Below are 25,278 nucleotides of genomic sequence, written 5' to 3' on the forward strand. Positions count from 1 at the left end.
GAAACGGTTCAAGATATAAACCCTCTTTTTTGATGGAGATGCATCATCTTTTTGCACGTGTCTTTAAAAGACAATAATTTTTATTTTCAACGTTAATAAAAAAGTTTTTTAAGTTATTTTCTAGATTCTTTGTAGACTATAGTTGAAAATAAAATATAATGTACGGAAAATTTAAAGAGGACCTCATAGGCAATTTTATATTATTTATTTGGTAAAAATATCCAATTCATGAAAGGATATTTTTTCAAACTTTATTACATTTTAACCGAAAGCAGTAAAAATATTTGCTATCGAATTAAAGACTGAGGATTTTCCCCAATTTATGCGTATTATTGAGTTCTACATCCTGAAACGTGTCCTTGTTTTGTTTAGTTCTGTCATGATTGCAGCAGTGGGCGTTAGTTGGACTATACAAATTCTTGCACGGATAAACTTTCTCACAACAAGTAAACAAACACTCCTCACAGTCTTACAATTTTCACTTTCATTGGTTCCTTCTGTTATTTTTCTTGTCATTCCATTTGCATTAGTGATCGCAGTTACAACCATCCTCTCAGCAATGCATCAAGACTCAGAATTTGCTGTCATCAATGCCTCTGGTTTTCCTAAAAGTACTGTTTGGAAACCTATCCTTCTTCTTGCTATTATTGCATCCTGTATCTCCTTTTCTATAGCTAATTTTGTTGTTCCTCAAGCGCGTCTTCATATGCGACAAATGCTAGCAAGCGCTCATTTTGATCTTATAAATCTATTCATTAGTGAAGGGAGCTTTCAAAAACTCGCCAATAACCTTTACATAGAAATTGGCGAACGAAATCCAAACGGAACACTTGAACGCCTTTTCATTGCCGACCAGCGTGATCCTAAGACTGATCTTTTTTATTATGCAACAGACGCATCCATTGTGAGCAATAAAAACGGCAGTTTTCTGGTTCTCAATAACGGTGAAATAGAAAGAGTCAATCATCAAAATAACAGTGTTTCAATCGTGCAATTTAGCTCATATACTTTTAGCCTAGGAGAGTTTATCCCCAGTGATAAAACACCTACTCTTTATCCAAAAGATCGGTCTCTTTCTTATTTACAAAACCCTGACCCAAAAGATCCCTACTATCAACGAAAACCACTCCAATATAAAGCTGAACTTCACCGCAGATTAACACAATGGCTCTACCCTATTGTTTTTTCACTTATTGCATTAGCAGCGGCAGGGGATGTACGCTCCCATCGACAAGCTCGTCATTCCGCAAATCTCTCGGCAATTGCCCTTTCTTTTCTGGTGTATTGGATAGGATATTTTTTCGCAGAAAAATCAAAAAGCGATCTTGCATACGTTCCTCTCCTTTATATTATACCCATAGGAACAAGTGCATTTGTCTTTTTTATGCTTTTAACGAATCATAAAATTGGGCTTCCCACAAAAGTTAATGAGATACTTCAAATCGCTTTTCAAAAAATAATGAACAAATTTGAACAGCGAAAATCTCAAGATTCCTCGGATAAAATATCATGATTGGGTGGACACTTGGACGATATTTTTTTATACGGTATCTTAAAATAACTTGTTATTTCTGGGGAAGCATTTTTGTTCTTGCTCTTTTAATCGATTTCACAGAGAATTCCGGTAGGCTATCTTCCCTTCCGCATTATACAGCAAAAGATGCATTTTTCCTCTCTGCTTTACGCATCCCTTTTATCATGCAACAACTTATCCCTTTCATTGCACTCTTTTCTGCAATGGCAACGCTTATCTCGCTCAACAAAAAACTTGAACTTGTAGTGACTCGTTCAATCGGTGTTTCTGCATGGCAATTTCTTATGCCAGCTTGTTTTGGAGCTTTTCTTTTGGGATTATTTTCAATTCTTCTCATTAATCCACTTGCTGCATGGGGATTTTCTCAAGCAGAAAAAAAGATGACTGAATGGCGCAATCACAATGTACTAACACCTCTTCACAATACAAGTATCCACTGGTTAACACAACGTACAAATTTAGGCAGAACAACCATTGGCGCCAAATCTATCACCGATCAAGGACTTTCTCTTCTCGATGCAACCTTTGTACAATACAATGACAACGCAACCGTCAAAAATTGGATTAACGCCCCAAAAGCAACCTTGACTAATGGATTTTGGCTATTAACAAATGGAACAATCTATAAAATAGGGCATCCTCCTGAAAAATTTACCGTGTTGCAAATAAAAACCAATCTAAAACCTGAATTTTTAACGGAACGTTTAGTGAATCCCGCAACTATTCCATTTTACCAATTGCCAAAAAAAATTATGATTGCACGTTCATTTGGCTATTCTGCTAATAATTTTGATATGTATTTTCAATCTTTGATTGCATTACCGGCATTGCTTGTGGCAATGACCCTCATTGCAGCAACTGTATCTTTAAATTTTACACGTTTTGGGCAATCTAGAATGTTGATTCTTGGTGGCGTAATAGCTGGGTTTATGCTTTATGTTATTTCCGTACTTGTTCAAGCTTTTGGTAATGCTGGATATATTCCACCAATTATTGCAGCTTGGACACCCGTTGTTATTGCGTTATTCTTAGGAATCTCTTTTTTACTTCATAAAGAGGATGGCTAAGTGAAAGCATTAACACTTAAAAAAACTATTTTAACAAAATTAAGTGCTCTCGCTTTTAAAAGTGTTATAGGGGTTATTTTAGGAGGTGCCTTGTCTTATTGTGCGCACGCTCAAAGCCTTCTATCTCCTTCTCAAAGTCGCATTCAAAATCCGGAACCTCCTCTTTTGCTCTCTGCGGATGAACTCATCTACAATCGTGATGAAAACACTGTTTCTGCACACGGTAATGTTCAAATCGAATATGATGGCAATAAAGTTGTCGCTCAAAAAATTATTTACAATCAAAAAACAGGACGGCTTATAGCACAAGGGAACGTTGAAATTACTCAAAAGGATGGTAATAAAATTTATTCCAACCAAATTGATATGACCAAAGATCTTGGCGAGGGTTTTGTAAACGCCTTACGTATTGATACAGCCAACAATGTTCACTTTTCAGCCCAAAATGCTACACGCAAACACAACCACATAACAGTCTTTGAAAATGCAACCTATACAGCCTGTGAACCTTGCTCTTATAAACCAGATCGAGACGTCCTATGGAAAATTAAAGCAAGAAAGATCATATGGAATAATAACATCAAAAAAATTCGGTTTGAAAATAGCAGTTTTGAAGTTTTTGGTGTACCGATTATAAAATTTCCAAATTTTGAGATCTATGATCCAACTGTTAGGCGTGCTAGCGGTCTGCTTACTCCTCATTTTTTTTATACTGATTATCTCGGTATGGGGATAAAGAATTCTTATTTCTGGAATCTCGCCCCCCATTATGATTTTACCCTTTCTTCTACGGTTTATACCCAACAAGGGCTTTTAACCGAAGGGGAATGGCGTCAGCGTTTAAAAACGGGACGTTATAACATTCGCTTTGCTCATATATATCAAATGAAACCGCATAGATTTGATAATGATACGATTGATGCCCAACATAAAAACCGTTATATGCTGGCGACAAAGGGGGATTTTCGTATTAATTCACACTGGACTTATGGATGGGATATTCTTGCACAATCAGATCGGCATTTTAGTCGTGCCTATAAACTTGAAAACTATAACAATCCTACACAACTTTCTCAGATCTATCTGAATGGTCTTGCAGGAAAAAATTATTTTGATATGCGTTTTTATCATTTTAAAGTTCAAGATTCAATATTGAATGATCCTCATTATGAACGTCACTCTCGGCAAGCGTGGGTCTTACCACGCATCGATTATTTTTTCACACCAGATGAACCCATTTATAATGGAGAGCTTACCTTCCATAGTAATATGCAATCAGTTTATCGTCGCCATGCTGACTTCAGTTCACCCGACCAGAACGGAAACCCTCTCAACACAGTAAAACTTTCTGGTATGGCTGGAAATAGTTTGCGTTTAACAAACGAGCTTCAGTGGAAAAAGCGCTTCAACACGCACAACGGACTCATCTTAACCCCTCTTCTCTCTCTACGAGCTGATATCATTACAACCAATGCAAGAGAAAATCACACAGATTCTATAGAAAACAATGCCTTATCCGCAATTCATGGTTCAGCAATTCGTGGCATGGCAACAGCAGGGTTGGAACTACGCTATCCCTTCCTCATTACAGCTGATCATTCTACACATATTATAGAACCAACTGCACAAATTTTTATACGCAATAATGAACAATATATTGGACAAATTCCTAATGAAGATGCTCAAAGCTTTGTCTTTGATGCAACCACTCTCTTTCAACGAGACAAATTTTCTGGTTATGATCGTGTAGAAGGCGGTACAAGAGCCAATATAGGTATAAGATATTCTGGAAGCCTTAATGATAATTGGTCTCTTTATGGTCTCATTGGACAATCCTTTCATCTAGCAGGAAAGAATTCTTTTGCAGAAAAGGACTTTATCAATGTCGGTACTCATTCTAGCTTAGAGGCAAAACGTTCAGACTATGTTGCAATGTTTGGTACAACCCATAAAAGTGGTTTTTCCTTAGAAACGCGTGGACGCTTTGACAAAAAAACAGGAAAAATCCGCCGTAGTGAAATCGAAGCATCACAAAAATGGCAAAATTTTTGGGCAGCTCTACAATATGCCTATATCACAAAGCAACCAGATTATGAATATTCTCAAGAGCGCCAAGAAATTTCTTTTCAAACAGGACTTAAATTGGCAGATTATTGGTCCATTAATAGCAACGCCGGTTATGATTTAGTATCTGGTACATTTATAAAGCGAGGAATTAGCTTGAGTTATATGGATGAATGTTTCGGGTTAACATTCGGTTATCAACAGGTAACGAATCCAGGCAGGAAAGCACCCTTGCAAAACTTTAATTTCTCTCTTTCATTGCGTACGATTGCAGATATCGGAAAAAAGATAGATTAATTTATAAAGGGAATGTATCAGTCATTTAACTTATCATTGTTTTTATGAAAGAAAGCGTGTATTTTAAGTTGTTGATGAGAATTAATAAACAATGCGAAAGCCTATTTACATGAATAAATTGAAAAAGCGTTTTCTTGCTTTATTTTATATTGCGTCTTTGAGCGTAAGTAGCCTGTTAATAAATGGATTTTTGATTCCGACAGTCTTTGCGCAGACTTCTATTGTTGTTACAGTTAATGGCAACCCCATCACAAATTATGATATACAAAGACGCCTTGCTTTTCTCAGATTACAACAAAAGCAAGGCAATTTGGTGGCACAGGCTAAAAAAGAGCTTATTGACGAAAAGCTAAAAAATATTGAAATAAAACGTCTTAATATTGAAGTAAGCAATGATGAAGTTGATAGAGCTTTTGAGAATTTTGCGACACAAAATAATATGACGATTGATCAGCTCAACCAGATTCTGATCCAAACTGAGATCACAGTGCAACACTTTAAAGATTACATCCGTGGACAAATAGGATGGGGGCGTCTTGTTAGCGCACGCTATCAAGCTGAAACAGGTATGATTAGCGAACAAGAAGCTGTACGCAGAATATTAAAAAATGGTGGTGTAAAACCTTCAACCAACGAATATACATTACAGCGAATTGTTTTTGTCATTCCTGCACATCGTCGTTCAGAGATCTTTGAAAGACGTCAAAGAGAAGCAAGTAATTTTCGCGCACATTTCCGTGGATGTGCCAATGCTCACAATCAAGCAAGAGGTATTTTAGACGTTACTATCCGCCACTTAGGAAAGTTTCTGGAGCCACAACTTCCTAATGCATGGGAACAAGCTATTCTTGAAACGCCTGCTGGAAAAATGACAAAATTACAAGAGACATCTGATGGAATTGAAGCAATTGCTGTCTGCAAAATAAAAAGAGTTTCTGATGATTATGTCGCTCGACTGATATTTTCTCTTCAAGATAGTAAAAAAAGAAGCCCGCAAAAACTTGAAGAATTAAGCGACAAATATTTAGGAGAACTGCGGCGAGTGGCACGCATTCAAAATTCATAATGGCTGCTCTTATTGTTAGTGGTGGTGATCCTGCCGGTATTGGTCCTGAAATAGTATTAAAAGCGTGGAATTTGCGTGTTACGCGCCAAATTCCGCCTTTTGTACTTCTTGCTGATCCAGATGTTATTCGTTCGCGCGCTCGTTTTTTACAGATTGATGTTGAGGTGCAATCTGTTTTAATCAATAATCCTGCAAAAAATTTTCAAAACGCTCTTCCTATCATCCCGTTAAAAAACAAACAAAGTGATCAATTAGGTATACCTTCATCGAATAATGCCGCTGGAATTATTGAAGCAATTAAACGCTGTGTTCAATTGATTCAAAATGGCCATGCATGTGCACTTATCACTTGTCCTATTGCAAAAAAGAATCTTTATGATGCCGGTTTTCAATTTCCAGGTCATACAGAATTTTTAGCTGATTTAGCCCATAAAGCTTTTCATAAATACTATCATCCAGTTATGATGTTAGCAGGACCTCGATTAAAAACAGTACCAATAACTGTTCATATTCCATTTAAAAATGTTCCTTCACAGCTTACCCGTGATTTAATTATTCAAACGGTACTTATTACTGAATGTGACTTAAAAACACGGTTTAAAATAACGTCACCCCGACTAGCTGTTGCTGGTCTTAATCCCCATGCTGGAGAAGGAGGTGCAATGGGCAAAGAAGATATTGAAGTTATCACTCCTGCTATTGAATATCTTAAAAAGAAAGGACTCAATATTGCAGGCCCGCTACCTGCCGACACAATGTTCCATGAATGTGCAAGAAAGGCATATGACGTTGCCATTTGTATGTATCATGATCAAGCCCTTATCCCTGTTAAGACATTAGACTTTGATAGCACTGTTAATGTCACGTTAGGTCTACCTTTTATTCGCACGTCTCCAGATCACGGAACTGCTTTTGACATTGCTGATAAAGGGATAGCCTCTCCCGAAAGCTTTATTGCTGCTCTTAAACTTGCAAATCAACTTGCAAAAAATAGTTTAATACCATGCCAATAGATAATCTCCCTCCTCTGCGTGAGGTCATTGATATATATGGATTACAAGCGCATAAATCTTTGGGGCAGAATTTTCTTTTTGATCTTAATTTAACATCTAAAATTGCTCATCAAGCAGGCAATATAGAAGGAAAACCTGTTCTTGAAATTGGTCCTGGTCCTGGAGGTCTCACACGTGCCTTGCTAGCAAAGGGTGCCATTGTAACAGCAATAGAACGCGATGAGCGCTGCATACCGGCTCTCTTAGAAATAGAAAAACACTACCCTAAAAAATTAAAAGTTATTTGTAATGATGCACTAAAGCAAGACTTCTCAAAACTCTTTGAAACAAGCCCAGAAAAACCTCGTATTATTGCAAATCTTCCCTATAATATTGGGACAAAACTCTTATTAAATTGGCTTTTGACTGAACCATGGCCTCCTTTTTATGAATCAATGACATTGATGTTTCAACGTGAAGTTGCCAAACGGATTACAGCTAAACCTCAATCTACTCATTATGGACGTCTTAGTGTCTTAACTGGCTGGCGTACTACTGCTAAAATTGCTTTCGATGTACCCCCTCAAGCCTTCATACCAATACCTAAAGTAACGTCTTCCGTTGTTCATATTATTCCACGAACACAACCTCTTTCCTGCTCTGCACAAAAACTAAGCCTTGTCACAAAAACCGCCTTTGGGCAAAGACGAAAAATGCTTCGTCAAAATCTCAAAACACTTGGAGGTGAAGTGCTATTAGAAAAAGCTGGAATTGATGGAATGCGCCGTGCTGAAACGCTCTCGGTTTCTGAATTTGTAACTTTAGCGCATCTAGTGCTCTAAAAAATGTACTTTGTGTTATGAAACCTTTTTTAATCACAACATTTATCGATTTTTTCAGCAATAAGCCCATCAACAAAAGAGCCAAGATAAGAACAACGCTCACGTTTTACGGTTTCAGCTAAATAAATTGATTTAATAAAAGATAAAGACTGATCTAAATCTTTGTTAATCACAACATAATCATAAGAACGCCAATGCTTTAACTCCGTTCGTGCATTTTCCAATCGCAAATTGATGATATCTTGACTATCTTCTGCTCGACGATGTAAACGCGAAACAAGCTCTTTCATTGATGGTGGAAGGATAAAAACAGATACAGTGTCTCCTAGCATCTTTTTTTGCAGCTGCTCGGTACCTTGATAATCAATATCAAATAACATATCATGGCCAGCATTCAATGCGTTTTCAACAGTTTCACGCAAAGTGCCATAATAATTTCCGTGAACTTCTGCCCATTCAATAAATTCATCTCTATCACGCTTATATTCAAACTCTTCCTTTGAAATAAAGTGATAATGTAGCCCATCTACTTCACTAGGACGCCTTTTCCTTGTGGTCATACTTACGGAAAGCTCTAATTGTCCATCTTTTAGAAGTAATCGAGAAATTGTTGATTTACCAGCACCTGAAGGTGAAGAGAGAATAAATAAAAAACCGCGGCGTTGATTTATTTTTATAGCACTCAATTTACTTTCAAAGACTGTCATTACATCACTCTACTTTGTTCATAAATGTTTCTCCAAAATTTGAATTATACATTATCTCAACCTCTCCCCTAATCAATGTGTTTTCTTAGCAATTCTCAATGTTATTTTGCTCTTTTTTGAGATAAGGTATTAGCAGTATATTCACTTCTTTCTTAAATATTTTTATCCATACGCCAATCCCACTTGTGACAGACAAGAAAATGATTTTTTATCATTCTCATAAAAAGTTTAAATAGAAAAATTTTACTATATTTGGGATTCTCATTTACGATGCAAAAAGATGTGTTATCACTATAAATTCAATGTTTTGCCTTTAATTCTCGCCACTTGCGAACATTCATATTATGTTCCTCTAAAGTTCGAGAAAAAACATGCCCTCCTGAACCATCAGCAACAAAATAAAGTGCATCACTGCTTGGTGGATGTGCCACCGCTTTTAAAGAATCCCGACCTGGATTTGCAATAGCCGTTGGGGGCAAACCATTAATTTTATAAGTATTATATGGTGTTTCCTTCTCAAGATCTGAACGATAAATTGCACGACCGGATGGTTTTCCTTTTCCTCCGAAGAGACCATAAATTACTGTTGGATCCGATTGAAGACGCATATGCTTTGTAAGGCGGTTATAAAATACCGCAGCAACCATTGGTCTTTCTGCTGCAATTCCCGTTTCTTTCTCAACAATTGAGGCTAATATAACAAATTCATCAATTGATTTAATGGGTAAATCAGGTGAACGCGTAGCCCATATAGCATGAATTAATTTTGTCTGTCCTTCACGCAACCTGTTTACAATCTCTTTACGCGTTGTTCCCCGAATAAAACGAACAGTATCCGTCATTAAATAACCTTCTGGAGGCAAAATTTTTGGAAGGTCTCCAATCAAAATTTCATTCGCAGCTAATCGATCGAAAACTTGCTGAACCGTTAAACCTTCAGGTACTGTAAATGTATACTCTATAGATTTTCCTTTCACAAGAATATCCATAATATCCTGCATCGAAGCATGAGCTGGAATTAAATATTCACCAGCCTTCAGATGCGTTGTTTTTTGGTGATAACCAACCCCATAAACAAAAATATCTGATGATCGAATGAAACCACGTTTTTCTAGCAATGAAGCAATTTCACGAATTCCGGTACCAGGATGGATAAGAACAATTTGTTCTTCCTCAATTTTTCCCTTTTCTTCAAAAATACTTTTTCCAATATAAAGAGGAATACTTATGGCAAAAAGAATAATCACAATCAGCATAAGAAAAAAATGACCGAGAATGACCAACGGATTACGGACGATAGATGATTTCTTTCGTTTTTTATGTATTAACATGTCATAACTATCTGCTAAATGATTCGAAGAGGAATCACTTACGTCCTTTAATGATTTCCATTTTTCACATCGGACATAACCCCTCAATAGCGATTAAGGATAATATTATAATTTCTCATTCACCTTATAATAAAATAGAAAACTCAAAAGCAAAAATTAAATAAAAATACTTATTATCCCCTAAAACGTCGCATCACCAACGATGCATTTGTCCCACCAAATCCAAAAGAATTAGAAAGAATCGTATCAATCTTTCGTTCACGCGGTTTGTGTGGTACAAGATCGATTTTCGTTTCAATCGATGGATTGTCAAGATTAAGTGTCGCTGGAGCTATATTATCCCGTATAGCTAAAATAGAAAAAATAGCCTCAGCAGCACCGGCTGCACCAAGTAAATGCCCGATAGATGATTTCGTTGATGACATAGAAACTTGTGGTGCATAACTCCCTAAAACACGCTCAACAGCCGCTAGCTCTATGGAATCAGCCATCGTAGATGTACCATGAGCATTAATATAATCAAGTTCACTCACATTCACTTGTGCACGCTTAAGAGCAGCTATCATACTACGCTGAGCCCCTTCACCACTTTCTGAAGGCGCTGTAATGTGGTAAGCGTCACCAGATAAACCATAGCCAATAACCTCAGCATAAATACGCGCTCCTCGTTTTTTGGCATGTTCCAGCTCTTCTAAAACAACAACTGCCGCTCCTTCTCCCATCACAAAACCATCACGATCAGTATCATAAGGACGTGACGCCCGTTCAGGATCATCATTGCGACAAGTGGAAAGAGCTCTACAAGCTGCAAAACCTGCAAGAGATATCCGATTTATCGGAGATTCAGCCCCCCCTGCCACCATGACATCTGCATCACCAAACATAATCAAACGTGCCGCATCACCAATCGCATGCGCCCCTGTTGAACAAGCCGTTACAACAGAATGATTAGGCCCCCGTAAACCATATTGAATAGACACATAACCAGAAGCAAGATTAATCAAACGACCTGGAATAAAAAAAGGAGAAACACGACGTGGGCCCTTATCACGAAGCGTATAACCAGCTTCAACAATACCCTCAACTCCCCCAATTCCCGAACCAATTAACACACCTGTACAAATCTGATCTTCATCACTCTTAGGAAACCATTCGGCATCTGCAAGCGCTTGGTTAGCAGCAGCCATTGCATAAACAATAAATGCATCAACTTTACGTTGCTCTTTAGGTTCCATATACAAATCAGCATTATAAGTCCCCTCTGTTCCATCCCCTAAGGGGATACGCGCAGCAATCTGGCATGGCAAATCTGACACATCAAACTCTGTGATACGTCGGACACCACTTCTTCCTTCAAGAAGTCGTTTCCAACTATATTCAGTATTACCAGCTAATGGAGATACCAACCCTAAACCAGTAACAACAACACGTCTCATAACTTCTAACCTTGAACTAAACTTCACCTCTCAAAGCTCTCTTTTCAAAAGAGCTCCGAAGAATATAGGCAAAAGCAATTCATGCCTTTGCCCTTTAGTAATCACGCAGAAGCTTTATCAATGAACTTGACTGCATCGCCAACTGTGAAAATCGTTTCAGCAGCTTCATCTGGAATTTCTACCCCAAACTCTTCTTCAAAAGCCATAACGAGTTCAACCGTATCAAGGCTATCAGCCCCTAGATCATCGATAAAGCTTGCATTTTCTACAACTTTATCAGCATTAACCCCAAGATGTTCCACGATAATTTTCTTAACGCGCTCTACTGTATCACTCATGTTGAAATCCTCGAATTTATATTTTCCTATAATTTGGTTAACTATATCGGTTCATCTAATCAAGCAATAGATGCATTACTTTAAAAGATTTTAGTAATGATTTAAAACATCCTGTGGATATCCCCTACAAAATGAACCAATCTGACATTCCGACATCAATTGATCAACGACCATATTAAAGAAATAGATGCATCTATCCATTTCAATCGTTACTATCTAAAATAATACAACTCATAAATCAATGTGGAATAAAATAAATACTCAAATCATTGCCATTCCACCATTGATATGGAGTGTTTGACCTGTCGTATAGGCTGCTTCATCGCTTGCTAAATAAACAGCAGCAGCGGCTATTTCTTGCCCACTTCCCATACGCTTCATCGGAATCGCAGCCATAATGGCTTCTTTTTGCTTTTCATTAAGCTTGTCTGTCATTGCGGATTTAATAAATCCTGGAGCAATACAATTGACAGTGATGTTTCGCGAAGCAATTTCTTGTGCCAATGCTTTAGAAAAACCTATCAAGCCTGCTTTTGCAGCACAATAATTCGTTTGTCCAGGGTTTCCCACAACACCAACAACAGATGTAATGTTAATAATCCTTCCATAACGGCGGCGCATCATAGAATGTATTAATTCACGCGTCAAAAGAGAAGCAGCTGTTAGGTTAACTTCTAAAACATCATCCCAGTCTTTATCTTGCATACGCACAAAAAGACCATCCCTAGTGATTCCCGCATTGTTAACCAAAATATCGACGCCATCCATTTCTCTTTCTGCAACTTCAGCCAATTGTTTAATCGATTGGCGTTCAGAAAGATTAGCGGGAAATACAAAAACATTCTGCCCTAATTCTGCCGCCACTTCTCTAAGCTTTTCTTCGCGTGTTCCATGAAGTCCAACAATGGCTCCTTGTGCATGAAAGCAGCGTGCAATTGCCTCACCAATTCCTCCCGAAGCCCCCGTTACAAGAGCTTTACGTCCTGTTAATCTAAACATCTTTTAACTCCTTATAGATTAAACGCCGAGCATACCTAGCGCTGATTCTATTTCATCAACTGTTCCAATGGTTACCCCCTTTATATCTTTATTAATACGACGCGTTAAACCTGTTAATACTTTTCCAGAACCAACTTCAAAAAGCGTATCAACTCCATTAGCAGCGATCCATTCTATTGTTTCACGCCATCGCACCCTCCCAGTCACTTGTTGGACAAGAAGAGTAGTAATACGCTCTGGATTGCTCTCAGGTGCAACAGAAACATTGGCAATCAAAGGAACAATAGGGGACATTTTGTTAACAGTCAAAAGTGCTTTCTTCATGGCATCAGCAGCAGGTTGCATTAAAGATGAATGAAAAGGTGCAGAAACAGGAAGAAGAAGTGCACGTTTTGCACCTTTTGTTGATGCAATCTCTACCGCTGCCTCAACTGCTTTTGCTTTACCGGAAATAACAATTTGCCCACCACCATTATCATTAGCAATCTGACATAATCCTTCTCCAGAAACAGTTTCGCAAATTTCTTCCACAATGTGCTCTTCTAAACCAATTAATGCTGCCATAGAACCTTCACCAACCGCGACAGCAGCCTGCATAGCATTGCCACGAATACGCAAAAGTCTTGCCGTATCTGTGAGAGTAAATGTACCAGCAGCACAAAGAGCCGAGTATTCGCCTAAAGAATGACCAGCAACAAATCTTACCTTTTCTTCTATACGAAGCCCTAATTGTTTCATCACACGAATGACAGCCATAGATACAGCCATTAATGCCGGTTGTGCATTTGCTGTTAACGTTAAAACATCTGCTGGTCCTTCAAAAATGATCTTTGATAATTTCTCACCCAAAGCATCATCAACTTCCTCGAAAACCATCCGTGCGGCAATAAATTGCTCTGTAAGCGCCTTTCCCATACCAACAAGTTGACTCCCCTGCCCTGGAAAAATAAAAGCTGCACCCATTTATCAACTCCTAAAACTGTACAATTAAATTATTTTCTTTTGACCTTATTCATCCGCACAAATCAAGATAAAGCCCTTTATTTAAAACGAATACCACACTTAAAATTATATTTTAAGGGCGGAATTTGATATAAAAACTTAGGGAAATAGGGTGCTATAAACTGAATAACACCCAAACTTATGAGACTTCCTAAAATTGCACCTGCTAAAATATCAAAGGGATAATGTACACCCACAAAGATGCGCGCCCAACAGATCAAACATAAAAATACCGAAGCAAATTTAAAAGCAACTTTGTATCGGTAAAAATAAAAGTTAGCTGCATAAGATGCAATGGTCAAGGCATGATTACTAGGAAAAGAAGCTGTCGCACGATGTTGAATAAGCGGTGTCGTCAGCCCTACCACGAATGGGCGAGGATGAAAATAAAAAAGAGAAATGAGATAACCTATGAAAAGAGCCGCACAAATACTCATGCAAATGCTTAGCACGACACATCGTTCCCTCTCCCCACCACAAAACCACAACGCACAGAGATGGAGAGGAATAATATAAATTAAAAACTTTGCACAAAAAATACTAAACAAAACTACAATCGACCAAGCGTGATGATTGCCGACAAACATTTCAAAGAGTGTAACATCAATCTGGTTTAAAAAGTCCATTTTTCCCTCCTTTACCTTTATATTACAGTATTATCTTTTTGTAGAAGAAGGAAATATATCAAGATTTAACAAATCAATTTTTTTATGTGCATAAACTTGCTATTTTAAAAGATAACCTGTAAATGTGAAATGTTCGTTGCCGGCACTTTAGCTGGAGGTTGAACGGAGGGCTGTAAAATATCAGTAGGAAATACAATGTTTCCGGCCTCCCGTGTCTCCGCTCTGAGATGTCTCGAATTGTAAACGCGTCCTTTCTTCTTTGGATTTCCAAAAAAGACAAGTCGCAGAGGCTTTGCGCTAAAGCCGGTGAAATTTAATTGAAGAAAGGCAAAACAATGGCTCTTTATGAACATATGTTCCTTGCCCGACAAGACATCGCACCGCAGCAAGTTGATGAACTTTTGAGTCTCTACAAAGGTGTCATTGAAGCGCATGGTGGAAAAGTTGGGCGTATAGAAAATTGGGGACTTCGTCCTCTTGCTTACCGTATTCGTAAAAACCGTAAAGCTTATTATGTCTTGGTCAATATTGATGCACCAGCTTCAGCAATTGCTGAAGTGGAGCGTCAGATGCGCATCAATGAGGATATTTTGCGTTATATGACCATTCGCGTAGAAAAACACGAAAAAGAAAAATCTGCTATGCTCTCACACCTTGATCGCAATAGTCACATTGGACACGATGAAGAGCGTCCTCGTTTTCCACGTCGTCAACGTGAAAATGCTATAGAAGAGGTAGAATGATGACTGATACTAATCAAAACTCTGCACGTCGCCCCTTTCATCGTCGTCGTAAAACATGTCCTTTTTCAGGGACCAATGCTCCCAAAATTGATTATAAAGACATCAAGTTGTTACAACGTTATATTTCCGAACGTGGGAAAATTGTTCCTTCACGGATTACTGCTGTTAGTCAGAAAAAACAGCGTGAATTAGCTAATGCTATCAAACGTGCTCGCTTTTTAGGCTTACTTCCGTACGTTATAAAGTAAGCGATCAATACGCTATGCAACTGGAGAGTTTCTCCAGTTGCTTTTCTTATATGGTTAAAAATAGCTTGTTGTATCCTATGTTAAGCTATTAAATGTCAAAGTTGGGGTATTGACACGCCTCTAACTGCAGAAAGCAGGACAGCAATAAATGAAAAAAAATCGTACTTATGAGATATTAACCGGTATTTTGGCAGGATTATTTGCTGTTGTGATAGGAATGGCAATCATCAGTGTTGCAAATATCGCGCCCTTTTTTTCTCTTCTTCTTGGCTGCTTTCTTTCATTGCCAATTTTTATTGTTGCGTTCGGTCAAGGAACATTAGCCAGTCTCATCGCCCTCATAAGTGCCACTGTTGTTCTTATCATAACCACTAATACCTATATTGCTCTTGGCTCTATGTTCTTATTTTTCCTTCCTGCTGTCTATGCTTCTTGGCTTCTTGGGCTTGCACGACCAGCGCAAAAAGAAAACGAACTGATATGGTATCCATTATCATCGGTTATTTTTCATTTAACTAATTTTATCGCTCTTATAGCAACTTTCATTGGGCTCTATGTTCAAACCCGTCCATCCACACCCGTCATTGCAAAAAAAATCACCGAAAACATAGCACAAACTCTGCAACAATCACAGTCAATAAAAGAAGCCGATATACGCGCTTTTAGTGAGCTTTTAATGACGCATACAGCAACTTTTACTGCTTTTTCTTTGACTGTTTATAGTTTGGTTTTTCTCATTGGTAACCTTTACTTTTCCATGATAGCAGCACAACATATGAAATGGCTGAAAAGACCCCGTGATGATTGGAGCCAAACTCTCCGCCTTCCCATTTCTGGAATTATTATTTTCATTATTGTTTGCATAGCATCGATGATTGAGCTGAGCGCTTCTCTTAACTTGAGTACCCGTATCTTTAGCACTGCATACATTGTCATCATATTAATTAGCGGTCTAGCATATCTTCACAATATTACAAAAGGGGTAAACGGTCGAATTATTATACTTTCTCTTGTTTATATTGCTATTTTTACAATCGTTTTTACTCCACCTATTGTTTTCATGATGCTTTTGATGGGAATTTGGGCTGCTATTCAATACAATTTTCAATCACGCAAAAAACTCCACTAAATTTATTTGTTCGAAAGGAAAAACTATGGATATTATTTTACTTGAGCGCATTCCTCGTCTTGGTCAGATGGGTGATATTGTCTCAGTTAAAGATGGTTATGCGCGTAATTTTCTCTTACCTCAAGGTAAAGCTTTACGCGCAAATGAAGCTAATAAAAAACATTTTGAGGTACAACGTGCACAACTTGAAGCACGTAATCTTGAACGCAAAAGCGAAGCGCAAAAAATTGCTGAAAAACTTGATGGACAATCATTCATTGTTGTTCGTTCTGCTGGTGAAACGGGACAACTTTATGGTTCTGTGTCAACACGTGATATTGCTGAAATCATAACAGATGAAGGCTTTTCTATTGGAAGAAATCAAATCGAACTTAATCATCCAATAAAAATGATCGGTCTTCACACTATCACTCTTAGCTTACATCCAGAGGTTCAAATTTCTGTGATTATTAACGTTGCGCGTTCTACCAGTGAAGCACAACGCCAAGCAGAAGGTGAAACTCTCACTTCGGCTAAAGAAATATATAATATTCAAGAAGAATTATTAGAAGAAAGTCAGGAAGAATTATTGGCAGAAGAAATTAATGACAACGATATAAACAGTTCTCATCAAGAAGCTTAACTGCTATTTTTGCTTTGTGTTTTATATTTTTTATTCCATTTTAAATATTGTTCATAAAATACTCACACTTTAAAAGTGAGTATTTTATGGCTATCGTACATAAATAACCTAATTTTTATGAAAGAATTAGAAATATATTATTTAAAGGCATTACATGCCGAGAATGATAATATCACTAAGAGGAAATGTCTTTTGTCTTCCAGCATATAAAGCAAAAATAATTTAAAGTCCTACCCTTAAGGCTAAAGTTTGTATGAGCGTTAAGTTGATTATATCCTCACATGATCTGAAATAATTTCAGTTATAAAAAAATAATTCTACTTACACAGATATTGGAATTTTAAGGTTAAGTAACTTAAAAATACTTAAATTTAGAGTAGCAAAACTTCCACTTTAAAATCACATATTATAAAATAAAATAGATAGACGTTATATAAATAATACACAAATGATAAATGAGGAACGAAAAGAGAGTTTTAAAAAATTATATAATTTTAACTTAAAATGAAGATTTGTCGCTCTATTCTTTTAATTATACGATTTTCAATTTATCGCCTAAAGTAGCTAGACTTAGAATTTTAGTGGAAAAATATTATGGAAGAAACTAACGTTGTTAATGTCAGCTCTTCAAAGAAAGAGGATTCTCCTTCTTTTCGGCAACTTCCGCATAATATTGAAGCTGAACAGGCATTGCTTGGTGCCATCTTTATCAACAATGATTCTCTTGACCGCGTTTCAGATTTTCTAAAACCAGAACATTTTTTTGAACCATTGCATCAAAAAATTTATCATGTTTTATCTCACCTTATTAAAACAGGAAAACGTGTAGATCCAGTTACAATCAAGCCCTATATCCAAATGGAAGAAAAAATTGGAGATATTACTGTATACCAATATGTTGTTCGCTTAGCCACAGAGGCAGTCACTATTATTAACGCTGAAGATTATGGACGCGTCATTTACGATCTTTTTATCCGACGGTCTTTGATTAACCTTGGAACTCAAGTTGTCAATACAGCCTTTGATGCTCCTGTAGAACTCACGCCTACCCAACAAATTGAAACTGTTGAAAATCAGTTATTTGAGCTAGCAGAAAAAGGGAAATATGGAGGTGGATTTGAAAATTTTAATGAGGCTATTAAAAAAGCTATCGATATGGCAAGTGCTGCGAAAAAGCGCTCTTCACAATTATCAGGGATAGCCACCCATATTAAAACACTTGATGAAAAAATGGGAGGATTACAAGCATCTGACTTAATTATCCTTGCGGGGCGCCCTGGTATGGGTAAAACCTCACTGGCTACCAATATTGCCTTTAATATTGCTAATGCTTATAATCGTAATGCCAATATCCAAGAAAATGAAGGCGGCATTGTGGGATTCTTCTCACTTGAGATGTCATCCGAACAGCTTGCAACCCGTATTATTTCTGAACAAACAGAAGTCTCTTCTTCTGATATTCGGCGTGGTAATATTTCAGATGAACAATTTTCAAAAATTATTCGTGCGGTGAACCAACTACAAAAGGCACCACTTTATATTGATCAAACTGGGGGAATATCAATTACGCAATTAGCTGCTCGTGCGCGGCGTCTCAAGCGGCAACATGGTTTAGATATCTTGTTTATTGACTATATCCAACTCATGACAAGCAGTTCAAAGCGTTCATCAGAAAATCGTGTCCAAGAGATCACAGAAATTACCACAGGATTAAAAGCATTAGCGAAAGAATTGAATATTCCTATTATCGCTCTCTCTCAACTTTCACGTCAAGTAGAAAATAGAACAGATAAACGTCCACAGCTCTCAGATTTACGTGAATCTGGTTCAATTGAGCAAGATGCAGACATCGTTCTTTTTGTCTATCGCGAAGAATATTATCTCAAAAATGAAGAACCAAAGTTAGGTAGCTTGGAACATACAAAATGGCAAGAAATAATGGACAAAGCTTTTGGAAAAGCTGATGTTATTATTGCAAAACAGCGCCATGGGCCGACAGGAATCGTGCCCCTTGCCTTTCAATCTGATTTCACACGATTCAGTGATCTTGCCGATAGCAATTATCTTCCAGAGCAAATTGGTTAAATCAACATGGTACGTAATCGTATTCAATTTATCTGTCAAAATTGTGGCACTGTTCATTCTCGTTGGGCAGGAAAATGTAGTGCTTGTGGAGAATGGAATTCCCTTATCGAAGAAAATATAAATGGCGGCATAGGAAGTGGTCCTAAGCAGAATACGCGTAAAGGACGCATCGTTGCCCTTACATCTCTTTCTGGAGATATCCAAGATGCTCCACGTATTTATTCTGGTATTGCGGAACTTGATCGTGTTACCGGTGGGGGCTTTGTCCGTGGATCGGCACTCCTTGTTGGAGGTGATCCGGGTATTGGTAAATCAACATTGCTGACACAAACAGCTGCTGCTTTATCACGTAAAGGATATAATGTCATCTATGTTTCAGGTGAAGAGGCTATTGCGCAAATTTGTCTGCGCGCACAAAGGCTTGAAGCTAACAATACAGAGGTGAAAATTGCTGCTGAAACCAATGTTGAAGATATTCTGGCAACCTTAAGCGAACATAAAAACCTTGATATGGTGATTATCGATTCGATTCAAACCCTATGGTCAGATACAGCAGATTCAGCACCTGGCACTGTCACACAAGTACGTATCGGTGCTCAGGCAATGATCCGCTTTGCCAAGAAAACAGGAGCCGCCGTTGTTCTTGTTGGGCATGTTACAAAAGATGGACAAATTGCTGGTCCTCGGGTCGTTGAACATATGGTTGATGGCGTTCTCTATTTTGAGGGTGAAGGAGGACATCATTATCGCATTCTTAGAACTGTAAAAAATCGCTTCGGACCAACAGATGAAATTGGTGTCTTTGAAATGTCTGATAAAGGATTACGCGAAGTGATAAATCCATCCGAATTGTTTTTAGGAGAACGTAATGAAAAAGCCCCAGGCGCTGCTGTTTTCGCCGGTATGGAAGGAACACGCCCGATACTCGTAGAAATTCAAGCGCTTGTTGCTCCTTCTTCCCTTGGGACACCAAGACGTGCGGTTGTCGGATGGGATGGAAATCGTCTTTCTATGATTCTTGCCGTTTTAGAAGCCCATTGTGGCATTCGTTTTGGACAGCATGATGTCTATCTGAACGTGGCAGGTGGCTATCGCATATCAGAACCCGCTGCTGATTTAGCTGTAGCCGCTGCTTTGGTATCTTCTCTTGCCAATATCGCATTACCAACGGATTATGTCTATTTTGGTGAAGTCAGTCTTTCAGGAGCTACCCGCGCTGTTGCACATTCAGCACAGCGCATAAATGAAGCCAAAAAACTCGGCTTTCAAGGAGCCTTTCATCCCACAACAACAACCGAAATGATGAAGTCGCTCAACTTTAAACAAAAAACTTTCTCCGACCTTCCCGAACTCGTTGCTACTCTTACCGTAAGTAAAAAATGATCTGCACCACAGATATGATAATATAGAAAAAACTCTATAACATACAAAAGATCCTTGCTATAAGAACAAAAAATGGCATAACAAAAAATATATTTGCACACAGACTTAAAAGAACGCAACTTTATGTATAAGGAACAAACAAATGATCATAACAATCCTTGATGGAATTGTCGTAGTAATCATCCTGTTGTCCGCTTTTCTTGCTATGCTTCGAGGATTTTCACGTGAAGTGTTATCGTTGATTTCTTGGGCAGTTGCAGCTGTCACGACACTGTTTTTATTCAAACCTGTCTTACCTTTCTTTGAACAATATCTCTCTAATAAAATGATTGCATTGATCACAACATTGGTCACAATTTTTATTATTGTTCTCATTATTACTTCAATTATTACAATGAAGATCTCTGATTTTATTATTGATAGTCGAATTGGTATCCTTGACCGTGCTATTGGTTTTATTTTTGGAGCACTTCGTGGTTTACTTATCATGGTCATCGGTATGTTGCTGATTAATGCACTGATTAAACCCGAGCTTCAAGCGAATTGGTTAAAAAATGCAAAAACAAGGCCCATTTTAGATTCATTGGGACAAAAAGTTTGGGAAATACTCCCAAAAGATATTGGATCTGTTCTCGAAAAGGCTGAAAATTTGTTTAAAGACAGCAATAAACATACGTATGAGCAACACTCTCATGAAAAGATAATTTTAAAAAATAGAGAATAGTTTTTCATGAGGAAAGAGAACTAAATGATGTAAAATGTGATATTAATGATTCCTCCATATCACAACTGAAAGAATATGATGATAAAAAGCGATGTTTTCTGTCAAGAATTTTCATTAGATGATGATACCCTTCATGAAGAATGTGGAGTTTTTGGTATTCTTGGGCATGAAGATGCCGCAACATTAACAGCTCTTGGACTCCACGCACTTCAGCATCGTGGGCAAGAAGCAGCTGGGATTGTTTCTTACCACAATAAAATATTTCATCAAGAAAAGCATTTAGGTCTTGTTGGTGATCACTATACAAACCCTGCAACACTTGCGCGCTTACCAGGAAATCGTGCTATTGGACATACCCGTTATTCAACAACTGGAGAAGTGGCATTACGCAATGTTCAACCCCTTTTTGCTGAATTGAAAGTTGGAGGTATTGCTATTGCACATAATGGTAATCTTACCAATGGTCTCACATTACGCCGTGAACTCATCGCTTCTGGTGCTATCTGTCAATCAACATCAGATTCAGAAGTTTTTCTCCATCTTATTGCCCGCTCACGTTATGAATCGTCCTCTGATCGTTTTGTTGATGCGATTCGGCAAGTAGAAGGTGGGTATGCTATGTTAGCGCTCACACGTACAAAGCTTATTGCGGCACGCGATCCAACAGGAATTAGACCTCTCGTGATGGGGGAACTTGATGGTAAGCCTATCTTTTGTTCTGAAACTTGTGCTCTTGATATTATTGGAGCAAAATATGTCCGTGATGTTAAAAATGGAGAAATCATCATATGTGAAATACAAAAAAATGGGGAAATTACGAAAAAAATTATAAAACCAGAAAATACAAAACCAGAAAAGCTTTGCTTGTTTGAATATGTTTATTTTGCCCGCCCAGACTCAATCGTTGGAGGACGTAGTGTTTATACAACACGCAAAAATATGGGAATCCATTTAGCACAGGAAGCCCCTTGTGAGGGTGATGTTGTGGTTCCTGTTCCTGATGGAGGAACGCCTGCCGCAATTGGCTATGCACAAGAAATTGGAATTCCCTTCGAGCTTGGTATTATTCGTAATCACTATGTTGGCCGCACTTTTATCGAACCAACACAACAAATTCGCGCTTTTGGCGTCAAGTTAAAACATTCGGCAAACCGTCCTGTGATTGAAGGAAAACGTGTTATTCTGGTTGATGACTCTATTGTACGTGGAACAACATCCCTTAAAATTGTACGAATGCTTCGCGATGCAGGAGCAAAAGAAGTTCATATGCGCATTTCTAGCCCTATGATTTTTTATCCTGACTTTTATGGTATTGATACACCTAAAGCTGAAAATCTTTTAGCAAATCAATATCCAGATTTAAAATCTATGTGTGATTTTATTGGAGCGGATTCATTAGAATTTCTTTCAACGGATGGATTATATCTTGCTGTAGCAGGGGAAAAACGGAATGACGCCGATCCACAATTTACTGACCATTATTTTACTGGATATTATCCTACGCATCTGGTTGATCAAGAAAATCTCTCCAAAATTCATCAATCATCTGTTCTTAAAACAAGAGATTAATGATGGCAAAATGTGATTTTAGTCTCCATGGGCGTGTGGCACTTGTTACTGGCGCATCAAGAGGGATTGGCTATTATTTGGCACTCGAGCTTGCTGCACGCGGGGCTCATATTATTGCTCTTGCACGAACAGTCAGTGGACTTACTGAATTAGATAATCAAATCCGAGAAAAAGGAGCTCATGCAACCCTTGTTCCCCTTGACTTGCATCATATGGAAAACATCGATACTCTTGCTATCTCAATTGCCAAACGCTGGAAAAAACTTGATATTATCGTTGCAAACGCAGGAATTCTTGGAACACTCTCACCAATAGCGCATATAGAAAACACGGTATTTGAAGATGTTTTTCAAATAAATCTTTTCAGCCAATGGCGCTTAATGAAAGCCGTTGAGCCTTTATTACGTGAATCTGATGCTGGACGAGCCATCCTGTTATCCTCAAGCGTTGCGCATACTGCGCGCCCTTTCTGGGGAGCTTATGCAGCCTCTAAAGCGGCTTTAGAGGTGATTGCCCGCTGTTGGGCAGAAGAACTCAAACAAACCCCTATTAAGATTAATTGTGTCAACCCTGGTGCCACACGCACTGCCATGCGCGCTGAAGCTATGCCCGGTGAAGATCCACAAACTCTGCCTTCACCACAAGAGGTCGCAAAAAAGATCGTACATTTGTTATCACCTGATTTAAAGGAAACTGGAAAACTCTTTAATGTCCATAAAAATCGGTTTGTAAATTATCACATACCTGATTGATCATCATATGAGAAGTAAATCGTTTGACTCTCTCTTTTTTCTGTGCTCTTCGACAGAAGCATGAAGCACTTTATGATTCTTGAATAGCTTTAGCATCAGCCTTTTTCTCTTCTAAAGTAGCACGTTTATTATAAGCGATAAAACTACAGGGGAGAAAAATCATATAGCTAACAGCTGTAATCAATAAAGTTTCCCATGTGTAAGTCGCAAGAAAACCGACATAAATAACAATGACCAACATGCACGGTATAACGATATCGCGCCTTAAATTTTGATCAATTGTTTTTGCATTCCATACCGGTAAACGACTAATCAAAAGAAAAGCAATAATTACAGTATAAAGACTAAAAAATAATGCCCACCCCCAATTGGGAACCAAACCAAGAGTGCCTAAATAGGTAGGCAATAAAAGGAGTAATGCTCCTGCTGGTGCTGGAACACCAACAAAATAACTTTTCTGCCACTTAGGTATATTGGGGTTATCTAACATCACATTAAAACGTGCTAATCGCAAACAACAAGCAACACAATAAACAAGAGCAGCAACCCAACCAATGTGATTTGCTTGATTCAAGATAAAAGAATAAACAATGAGTGCAGGGGTAACACCAAAATTTATAACATCAGCAAGAGAATCCATCTGTGCCCCAAAAGATGAACTACCATCTATTAAACGGGCAATGCGACCATCAGCACCATCTAAAACTGCGGCCAAAAGCACCATTAAAATAGCAGCTTCATAGCGATGTTCAAAAGCCAAACGAATACTGCTCATCCCTGCACAAATTGCTAAAATAGTAATGATATTGGGAATGACATACCGCATCGATGTAGGTGAACGCCGCCGATTTGCACCTTCATCATGCTGCCCCTCAGGATTGAATGAAGAAAATGGCGAAAAATTTTTCATTGTGAGTCCTAATCGTATCTGAAATCCGTTGTGGCACTCTTATCATCAAAAGAACCCAAAACTGTTTCTCCAGCAATTGCTGTCTGTCCAACTGCAACACGCACTTTCATTTCAGTTGGTATATAAATATCAAGGCGAGAACCAAAACGAATCAATCCAAATCGCTCACCAGTCATAACGGCATCATTTTCTTTTGACCAGCAAACAATCCGGCGTGCAACCATTCCCGCTATTTGTACGATACCGATTTTACCATGTTTGCTATCAATTACCATCCCATTACGCTCATTAAACTGACTAGCTTTATCAAAGTCAGCATTAGTAAATCGACCTGGCTGATAAACGATAGACTCTACTGTACCACTGATAGGAATACGATTAATATGGCATGAAAAAACATCCATAAAAATGGAAATACGGATCATTTCATCTTTCCCTAATCCTAATTCTTCAGGTGGAACACATGATTCCACAAATGAAATACGCCCATCTGCAGGCGACATAACCCAATTTGAATTCAAAGGGATCACACGATCTGGATCACGGAAAAAGTATACACACCACACCGTGAGAATGAGACCAAACCAAAACAACGGACTCCATATCCAACCAAGAATGAGCGAAATAACAAAAAACGCTACAATAAAAGGATAGCCTTCTTTATGAACCGATACAAAGCTATTATGGAAAGATTGCAGAATACTCATATAATTTCCTATTCATCGTAAACTTAAACAAGCAACAAATCTTTTTGTTCCTCTTGTGTCTTTTTATGTATTTAATCAATCACTCCATATAAAGATATAGATTAC

Annotated in this window: 23 protein-coding genes and 1 pseudogene; 15 read left to right on the forward strand and 9 right to left on the reverse strand. The window is 38.1% G+C overall.

All coding sequences use genetic code 11. The features are described 5' to 3' along the window. The first annotated feature begins 322 nt into the window (after window positions 1-322). From lptF to rsmA, 6 genes are all read left to right on the forward strand, one after another. Window positions 323-1,513, forward strand: coding sequence for an LPS export ABC transporter permease LptF (gene lptF / locus ACFILA_RS01250; protein ID WP_375660512.1), 1,191 nt, complete (start codon window positions 323-325; stop codon window positions 1,511-1,513). Continuing rightward, window positions 1,510-2,601 carry an LPS export ABC transporter permease LptG gene (gene lptG, locus ACFILA_RS01255; protein WP_375612925.1) on the forward strand — a complete coding sequence of 364 codons (1,092 nt, stop codon included), beginning with the start codon at window positions 1,510-1,512 and terminating at the stop codon, window positions 2,599-2,601. The genes lptF and lptG overlap by 4 nt, the downstream gene beginning before the upstream one ends. Next, on the forward strand, window positions 2,602-4,962 hold the full coding sequence (locus tag ACFILA_RS01260) for an LPS-assembly protein LptD (RefSeq protein WP_375660513.1): 2,361 nt from the start codon (window positions 2,602-2,604) through the stop codon (window positions 4,960-4,962). It abuts the gene before it with no gap. A 109-nt stretch (window positions 4,963-5,071) separates the two neighbouring features. Further along, the gene (locus ACFILA_RS01265; RefSeq protein WP_375612927.1) at window positions 5,072-6,028 is read left to right on the forward strand and encodes a SurA N-terminal domain-containing protein; all 957 of its coding nucleotides are present in this window, start codon (window positions 5,072-5,074) and stop codon (window positions 6,026-6,028) included. After that, complete coding sequence (pdxA, locus tag ACFILA_RS01270) at window positions 6,028-7,041, forward strand: 4-hydroxythreonine-4-phosphate dehydrogenase PdxA (RefSeq protein WP_375630753.1); 1,014 nt, start codon at window positions 6,028-6,030, stop codon at window positions 7,039-7,041. The genes ACFILA_RS01265 and pdxA overlap by 1 nt, the downstream gene beginning before the upstream one ends. After that, window positions 7,032-7,862: a 16S rRNA (adenine(1518)-N(6)/adenine(1519)-N(6))-dimethyltransferase RsmA gene (gene rsmA, locus ACFILA_RS01275; protein ID WP_375660514.1), complete on the forward strand. Its 831-nt coding sequence runs from the start codon at window positions 7,032-7,034 to the stop codon at window positions 7,860-7,862. The genes pdxA and rsmA overlap by 10 nt, the downstream gene beginning before the upstream one ends. Window positions 7,863-7,891: 29 nt before the next feature. On the opposite strand, the gene gmk is transcribed toward rsmA, so the two are convergent. From gmk to ACFILA_RS01310, 7 genes and pseudogenes are all read right to left on the reverse strand, one after another. Further along, entirely contained in the window at window positions 7,892-8,569 is a 678-nt protein-coding gene (gene gmk / locus ACFILA_RS01280) for a guanylate kinase (protein ID WP_375657717.1), read from the reverse strand. A 299-nt stretch (window positions 8,570-8,868) separates the two neighbouring features. Continuing rightward, a pseudogene (gene mltG, locus ACFILA_RS01285) lies at window positions 8,869-9,977 on the reverse strand (endolytic transglycosylase MltG). Window positions 9,978-10,073: 96 nt separating this feature from the next. Then, a complete protein-coding gene (gene fabF, locus ACFILA_RS01290) occupies window positions 10,074-11,336 on the reverse strand; it encodes a beta-ketoacyl-ACP synthase II (protein WP_375637388.1) in 1,263 nt (420 codons plus the stop codon). Window positions 11,337-11,437: 101 nt separating this feature from the next. After that, window positions 11,438-11,674 carry an acyl carrier protein gene (locus tag ACFILA_RS01295; protein ID WP_004860281.1) on the reverse strand — a complete coding sequence of 79 codons (237 nt, stop codon included), beginning with the start codon at window positions 11,672-11,674 and terminating at the stop codon, window positions 11,438-11,440. A 261-nt stretch (window positions 11,675-11,935) separates the two neighbouring features. After that, the gene (gene fabG, locus ACFILA_RS01300) at window positions 11,936-12,673 is read right to left on the reverse strand and encodes a 3-oxoacyl-[acyl-carrier-protein] reductase (RefSeq protein ID WP_273791075.1); all 738 of its coding nucleotides are present in this window, start codon (window positions 12,671-12,673) and stop codon (window positions 11,936-11,938) included. 18 nt (window positions 12,674-12,691) lie between these two features. Continuing rightward, window positions 12,692-13,636 carry an ACP S-malonyltransferase gene (fabD, locus tag ACFILA_RS01305; protein ID WP_273791076.1) on the reverse strand — a complete coding sequence of 315 codons (945 nt, stop codon included), beginning with the start codon at window positions 13,634-13,636 and terminating at the stop codon, window positions 12,692-12,694. A gap of 77 nt (window positions 13,637-13,713) precedes the next feature. Next, window positions 13,714-14,301: an undecaprenyl-diphosphatase gene (locus tag ACFILA_RS01310; RefSeq protein ID WP_273791077.1), complete on the reverse strand. Its 588-nt coding sequence runs from the start codon at window positions 14,299-14,301 to the stop codon at window positions 13,714-13,716. 335 nt (window positions 14,302-14,636) lie between these two features. Here ACFILA_RS01310 and rpsF point away from each other — a divergent pair, with 335 nt between their 5' ends. The 9 genes from rpsF to ACFILA_RS01355 all read left to right on the forward strand — a co-directional run bounded on the left by rpsF (window position 14,637) and on the right by ACFILA_RS01355 (window position 23,556). Beyond that, entirely contained in the window at window positions 14,637-15,044 is a 408-nt protein-coding gene (gene rpsF / locus ACFILA_RS01315) for a 30S ribosomal protein S6 (RefSeq protein ID WP_273791078.1), read from the forward strand. After that, the gene (rpsR, locus tag ACFILA_RS01320; protein WP_012754957.1) at window positions 15,044-15,292 is read left to right on the forward strand and encodes a 30S ribosomal protein S18; all 249 of its coding nucleotides are present in this window, start codon (window positions 15,044-15,046) and stop codon (window positions 15,290-15,292) included. Before rpsF ends, rpsR begins: the two co-directional genes overlap by 1 nt. Before the next feature lie 148 nt (window positions 15,293-15,440). After that, complete coding sequence (locus ACFILA_RS01325) at window positions 15,441-16,421, forward strand: hypothetical protein (protein ID WP_273791079.1); 981 nt, start codon at window positions 15,441-15,443, stop codon at window positions 16,419-16,421. Window positions 16,422-16,446: 25 nt separating this feature from the next. Then, a complete protein-coding gene (rplI, locus tag ACFILA_RS01330; protein WP_273791080.1) occupies window positions 16,447-17,043 on the forward strand; it encodes a 50S ribosomal protein L9 in 597 nt (198 codons plus the stop codon). A 594-nt stretch (window positions 17,044-17,637) separates the two neighbouring features. After that, entirely contained in the window at window positions 17,638-19,128 is a 1,491-nt protein-coding gene (locus ACFILA_RS01335) for a replicative DNA helicase (protein WP_273791081.1), read from the forward strand. A 6-nt stretch (window positions 19,129-19,134) separates the two neighbouring features. Continuing rightward, window positions 19,135-20,511 carry a DNA repair protein RadA gene (gene radA, locus ACFILA_RS01340; RefSeq protein WP_273791082.1) on the forward strand — a complete coding sequence of 459 codons (1,377 nt, stop codon included), beginning with the start codon at window positions 19,135-19,137 and terminating at the stop codon, window positions 20,509-20,511. Between the two features lie 142 nt (window positions 20,512-20,653). Further along, a complete protein-coding gene (locus ACFILA_RS01345) occupies window positions 20,654-21,235 on the forward strand; it encodes a CvpA family protein (protein WP_273791083.1) in 582 nt (193 codons plus the stop codon). Between the two features lie 75 nt (window positions 21,236-21,310). Continuing rightward, window positions 21,311-22,804 carry an amidophosphoribosyltransferase gene (gene purF / locus ACFILA_RS01350; protein WP_375660515.1) on the forward strand — a complete coding sequence of 498 codons (1,494 nt, stop codon included), beginning with the start codon at window positions 21,311-21,313 and terminating at the stop codon, window positions 22,802-22,804. 2 nt (window positions 22,805-22,806) lie between these two features. Beyond that, entirely contained in the window at window positions 22,807-23,556 is a 750-nt protein-coding gene (locus ACFILA_RS01355) for an SDR family NAD(P)-dependent oxidoreductase (RefSeq protein ID WP_375660516.1), read from the forward strand. Window positions 23,557-23,626: 70 nt separating this feature from the next. Here ACFILA_RS01355 and pssA read toward each other — a convergent pair whose 3' ends face one another. Beyond that, window positions 23,627-24,466 (reverse strand): CDP-diacylglycerol--serine O-phosphatidyltransferase, encoded by an 840-nt coding sequence (gene pssA / locus ACFILA_RS01360; RefSeq protein ID WP_273791086.1) that lies wholly within the window; start codon window positions 24,464-24,466, stop codon window positions 23,627-23,629. A gap of 8 nt (window positions 24,467-24,474) precedes the next feature. Continuing rightward, window positions 24,475-25,173 carry a phosphatidylserine decarboxylase gene (locus ACFILA_RS01365; protein WP_273791087.1) on the reverse strand — a complete coding sequence of 233 codons (699 nt, stop codon included), beginning with the start codon at window positions 25,171-25,173 and terminating at the stop codon, window positions 24,475-24,477. Window positions 25,174-25,278: the final 105 nt, after the last annotated feature.

This window comes from Bartonella sp. CL71SXKL (assembly GCF_042194935.1).
GTDB lineage: Bacteria > Pseudomonadota > Alphaproteobacteria > Rhizobiales > Rhizobiaceae > Bartonella.

Coding starts and splice junctions, on each gene's coding strand:
- pdxA (WP_375630753.1), top strand. CDS start 6,028: ATGGCTGCTCTTATTGTTAGTGGTGGTGATCCTGCCGGTATTGGTCCT.
- ACFILA_RS01295 (WP_004860281.1), bottom strand. CDS start 11,674: ATGAGTGATACAGTAGAGCGCGTTAAGAAAATTATCGTGGAACATCTT.
- fabD (WP_273791076.1), bottom strand. CDS start 13,636: ATGGGTGCAGCTTTTATTTTTCCAGGGCAGGGGAGTCAACTTGTTGGT.
- ACFILA_RS01310 (WP_273791077.1), bottom strand. CDS start 14,301: ATGGACTTTTTAAACCAGATTGATGTTACACTCTTTGAAATGTTTGTC.
- rpsF (WP_273791078.1), top strand. CDS start 14,637: ATGGCTCTTTATGAACATATGTTCCTTGCCCGACAAGACATCGCACCG.
- rsmA (WP_375660514.1), top strand. CDS start 7,032: ATGCCAATAGATAATCTCCCTCCTCTGCGTGAGGTCATTGATATATAT.
- fabG (WP_273791075.1), bottom strand. CDS start 12,673: ATGTTTAGATTAACAGGACGTAAAGCTCTTGTAACGGGGGCTTCGGGA.
- ACFILA_RS01265 (WP_375612927.1), top strand. CDS start 5,072: ATGAATAAATTGAAAAAGCGTTTTCTTGCTTTATTTTATATTGCGTCT.
- ACFILA_RS01355 (WP_375660516.1), top strand. CDS start 22,807: ATGGCAAAATGTGATTTTAGTCTCCATGGGCGTGTGGCACTTGTTACT.
- ACFILA_RS01325 (WP_273791079.1), top strand. CDS start 15,441: ATGAAAAAAAATCGTACTTATGAGATATTAACCGGTATTTTGGCAGGA.
- fabF (WP_375637388.1), bottom strand. CDS start 11,336: ATGAGACGTGTTGTTGTTACTGGTTTAGGGTTGGTATCTCCATTAGCT.
- rplI (WP_273791080.1), top strand. CDS start 16,447: ATGGATATTATTTTACTTGAGCGCATTCCTCGTCTTGGTCAGATGGGT.
- radA (WP_273791082.1), top strand. CDS start 19,135: ATGGTACGTAATCGTATTCAATTTATCTGTCAAAATTGTGGCACTGTT.
- gmk (WP_375657717.1), bottom strand. CDS start 8,569: ATGACAGTCTTTGAAAGTAAATTGAGTGCTATAAAAATAAATCAACGC.
- purF (WP_375660515.1), top strand. CDS start 21,311: ATGATGATAAAAAGCGATGTTTTCTGTCAAGAATTTTCATTAGATGAT.
- ACFILA_RS01335 (WP_273791081.1), top strand. CDS start 17,638: ATGGAAGAAACTAACGTTGTTAATGTCAGCTCTTCAAAGAAAGAGGAT.
- ACFILA_RS01345 (WP_273791083.1), top strand. CDS start 20,654: ATGATCATAACAATCCTTGATGGAATTGTCGTAGTAATCATCCTGTTG.
- ACFILA_RS01365 (WP_273791087.1), bottom strand. CDS start 25,173: ATGAGTATTCTGCAATCTTTCCATAATAGCTTTGTATCGGTTCATAAA.
- rpsR (WP_012754957.1), top strand. CDS start 15,044: ATGACTGATACTAATCAAAACTCTGCACGTCGCCCCTTTCATCGTCGT.
- lptF (WP_375660512.1), top strand. CDS start 323: ATGCGTATTATTGAGTTCTACATCCTGAAACGTGTCCTTGTTTTGTTT.
- lptG (WP_375612925.1), top strand. CDS start 1,510: ATGATTGGGTGGACACTTGGACGATATTTTTTTATACGGTATCTTAAA.
- pssA (WP_273791086.1), bottom strand. CDS start 24,466: ATGAAAAATTTTTCGCCATTTTCTTCATTCAATCCTGAGGGGCAGCAT.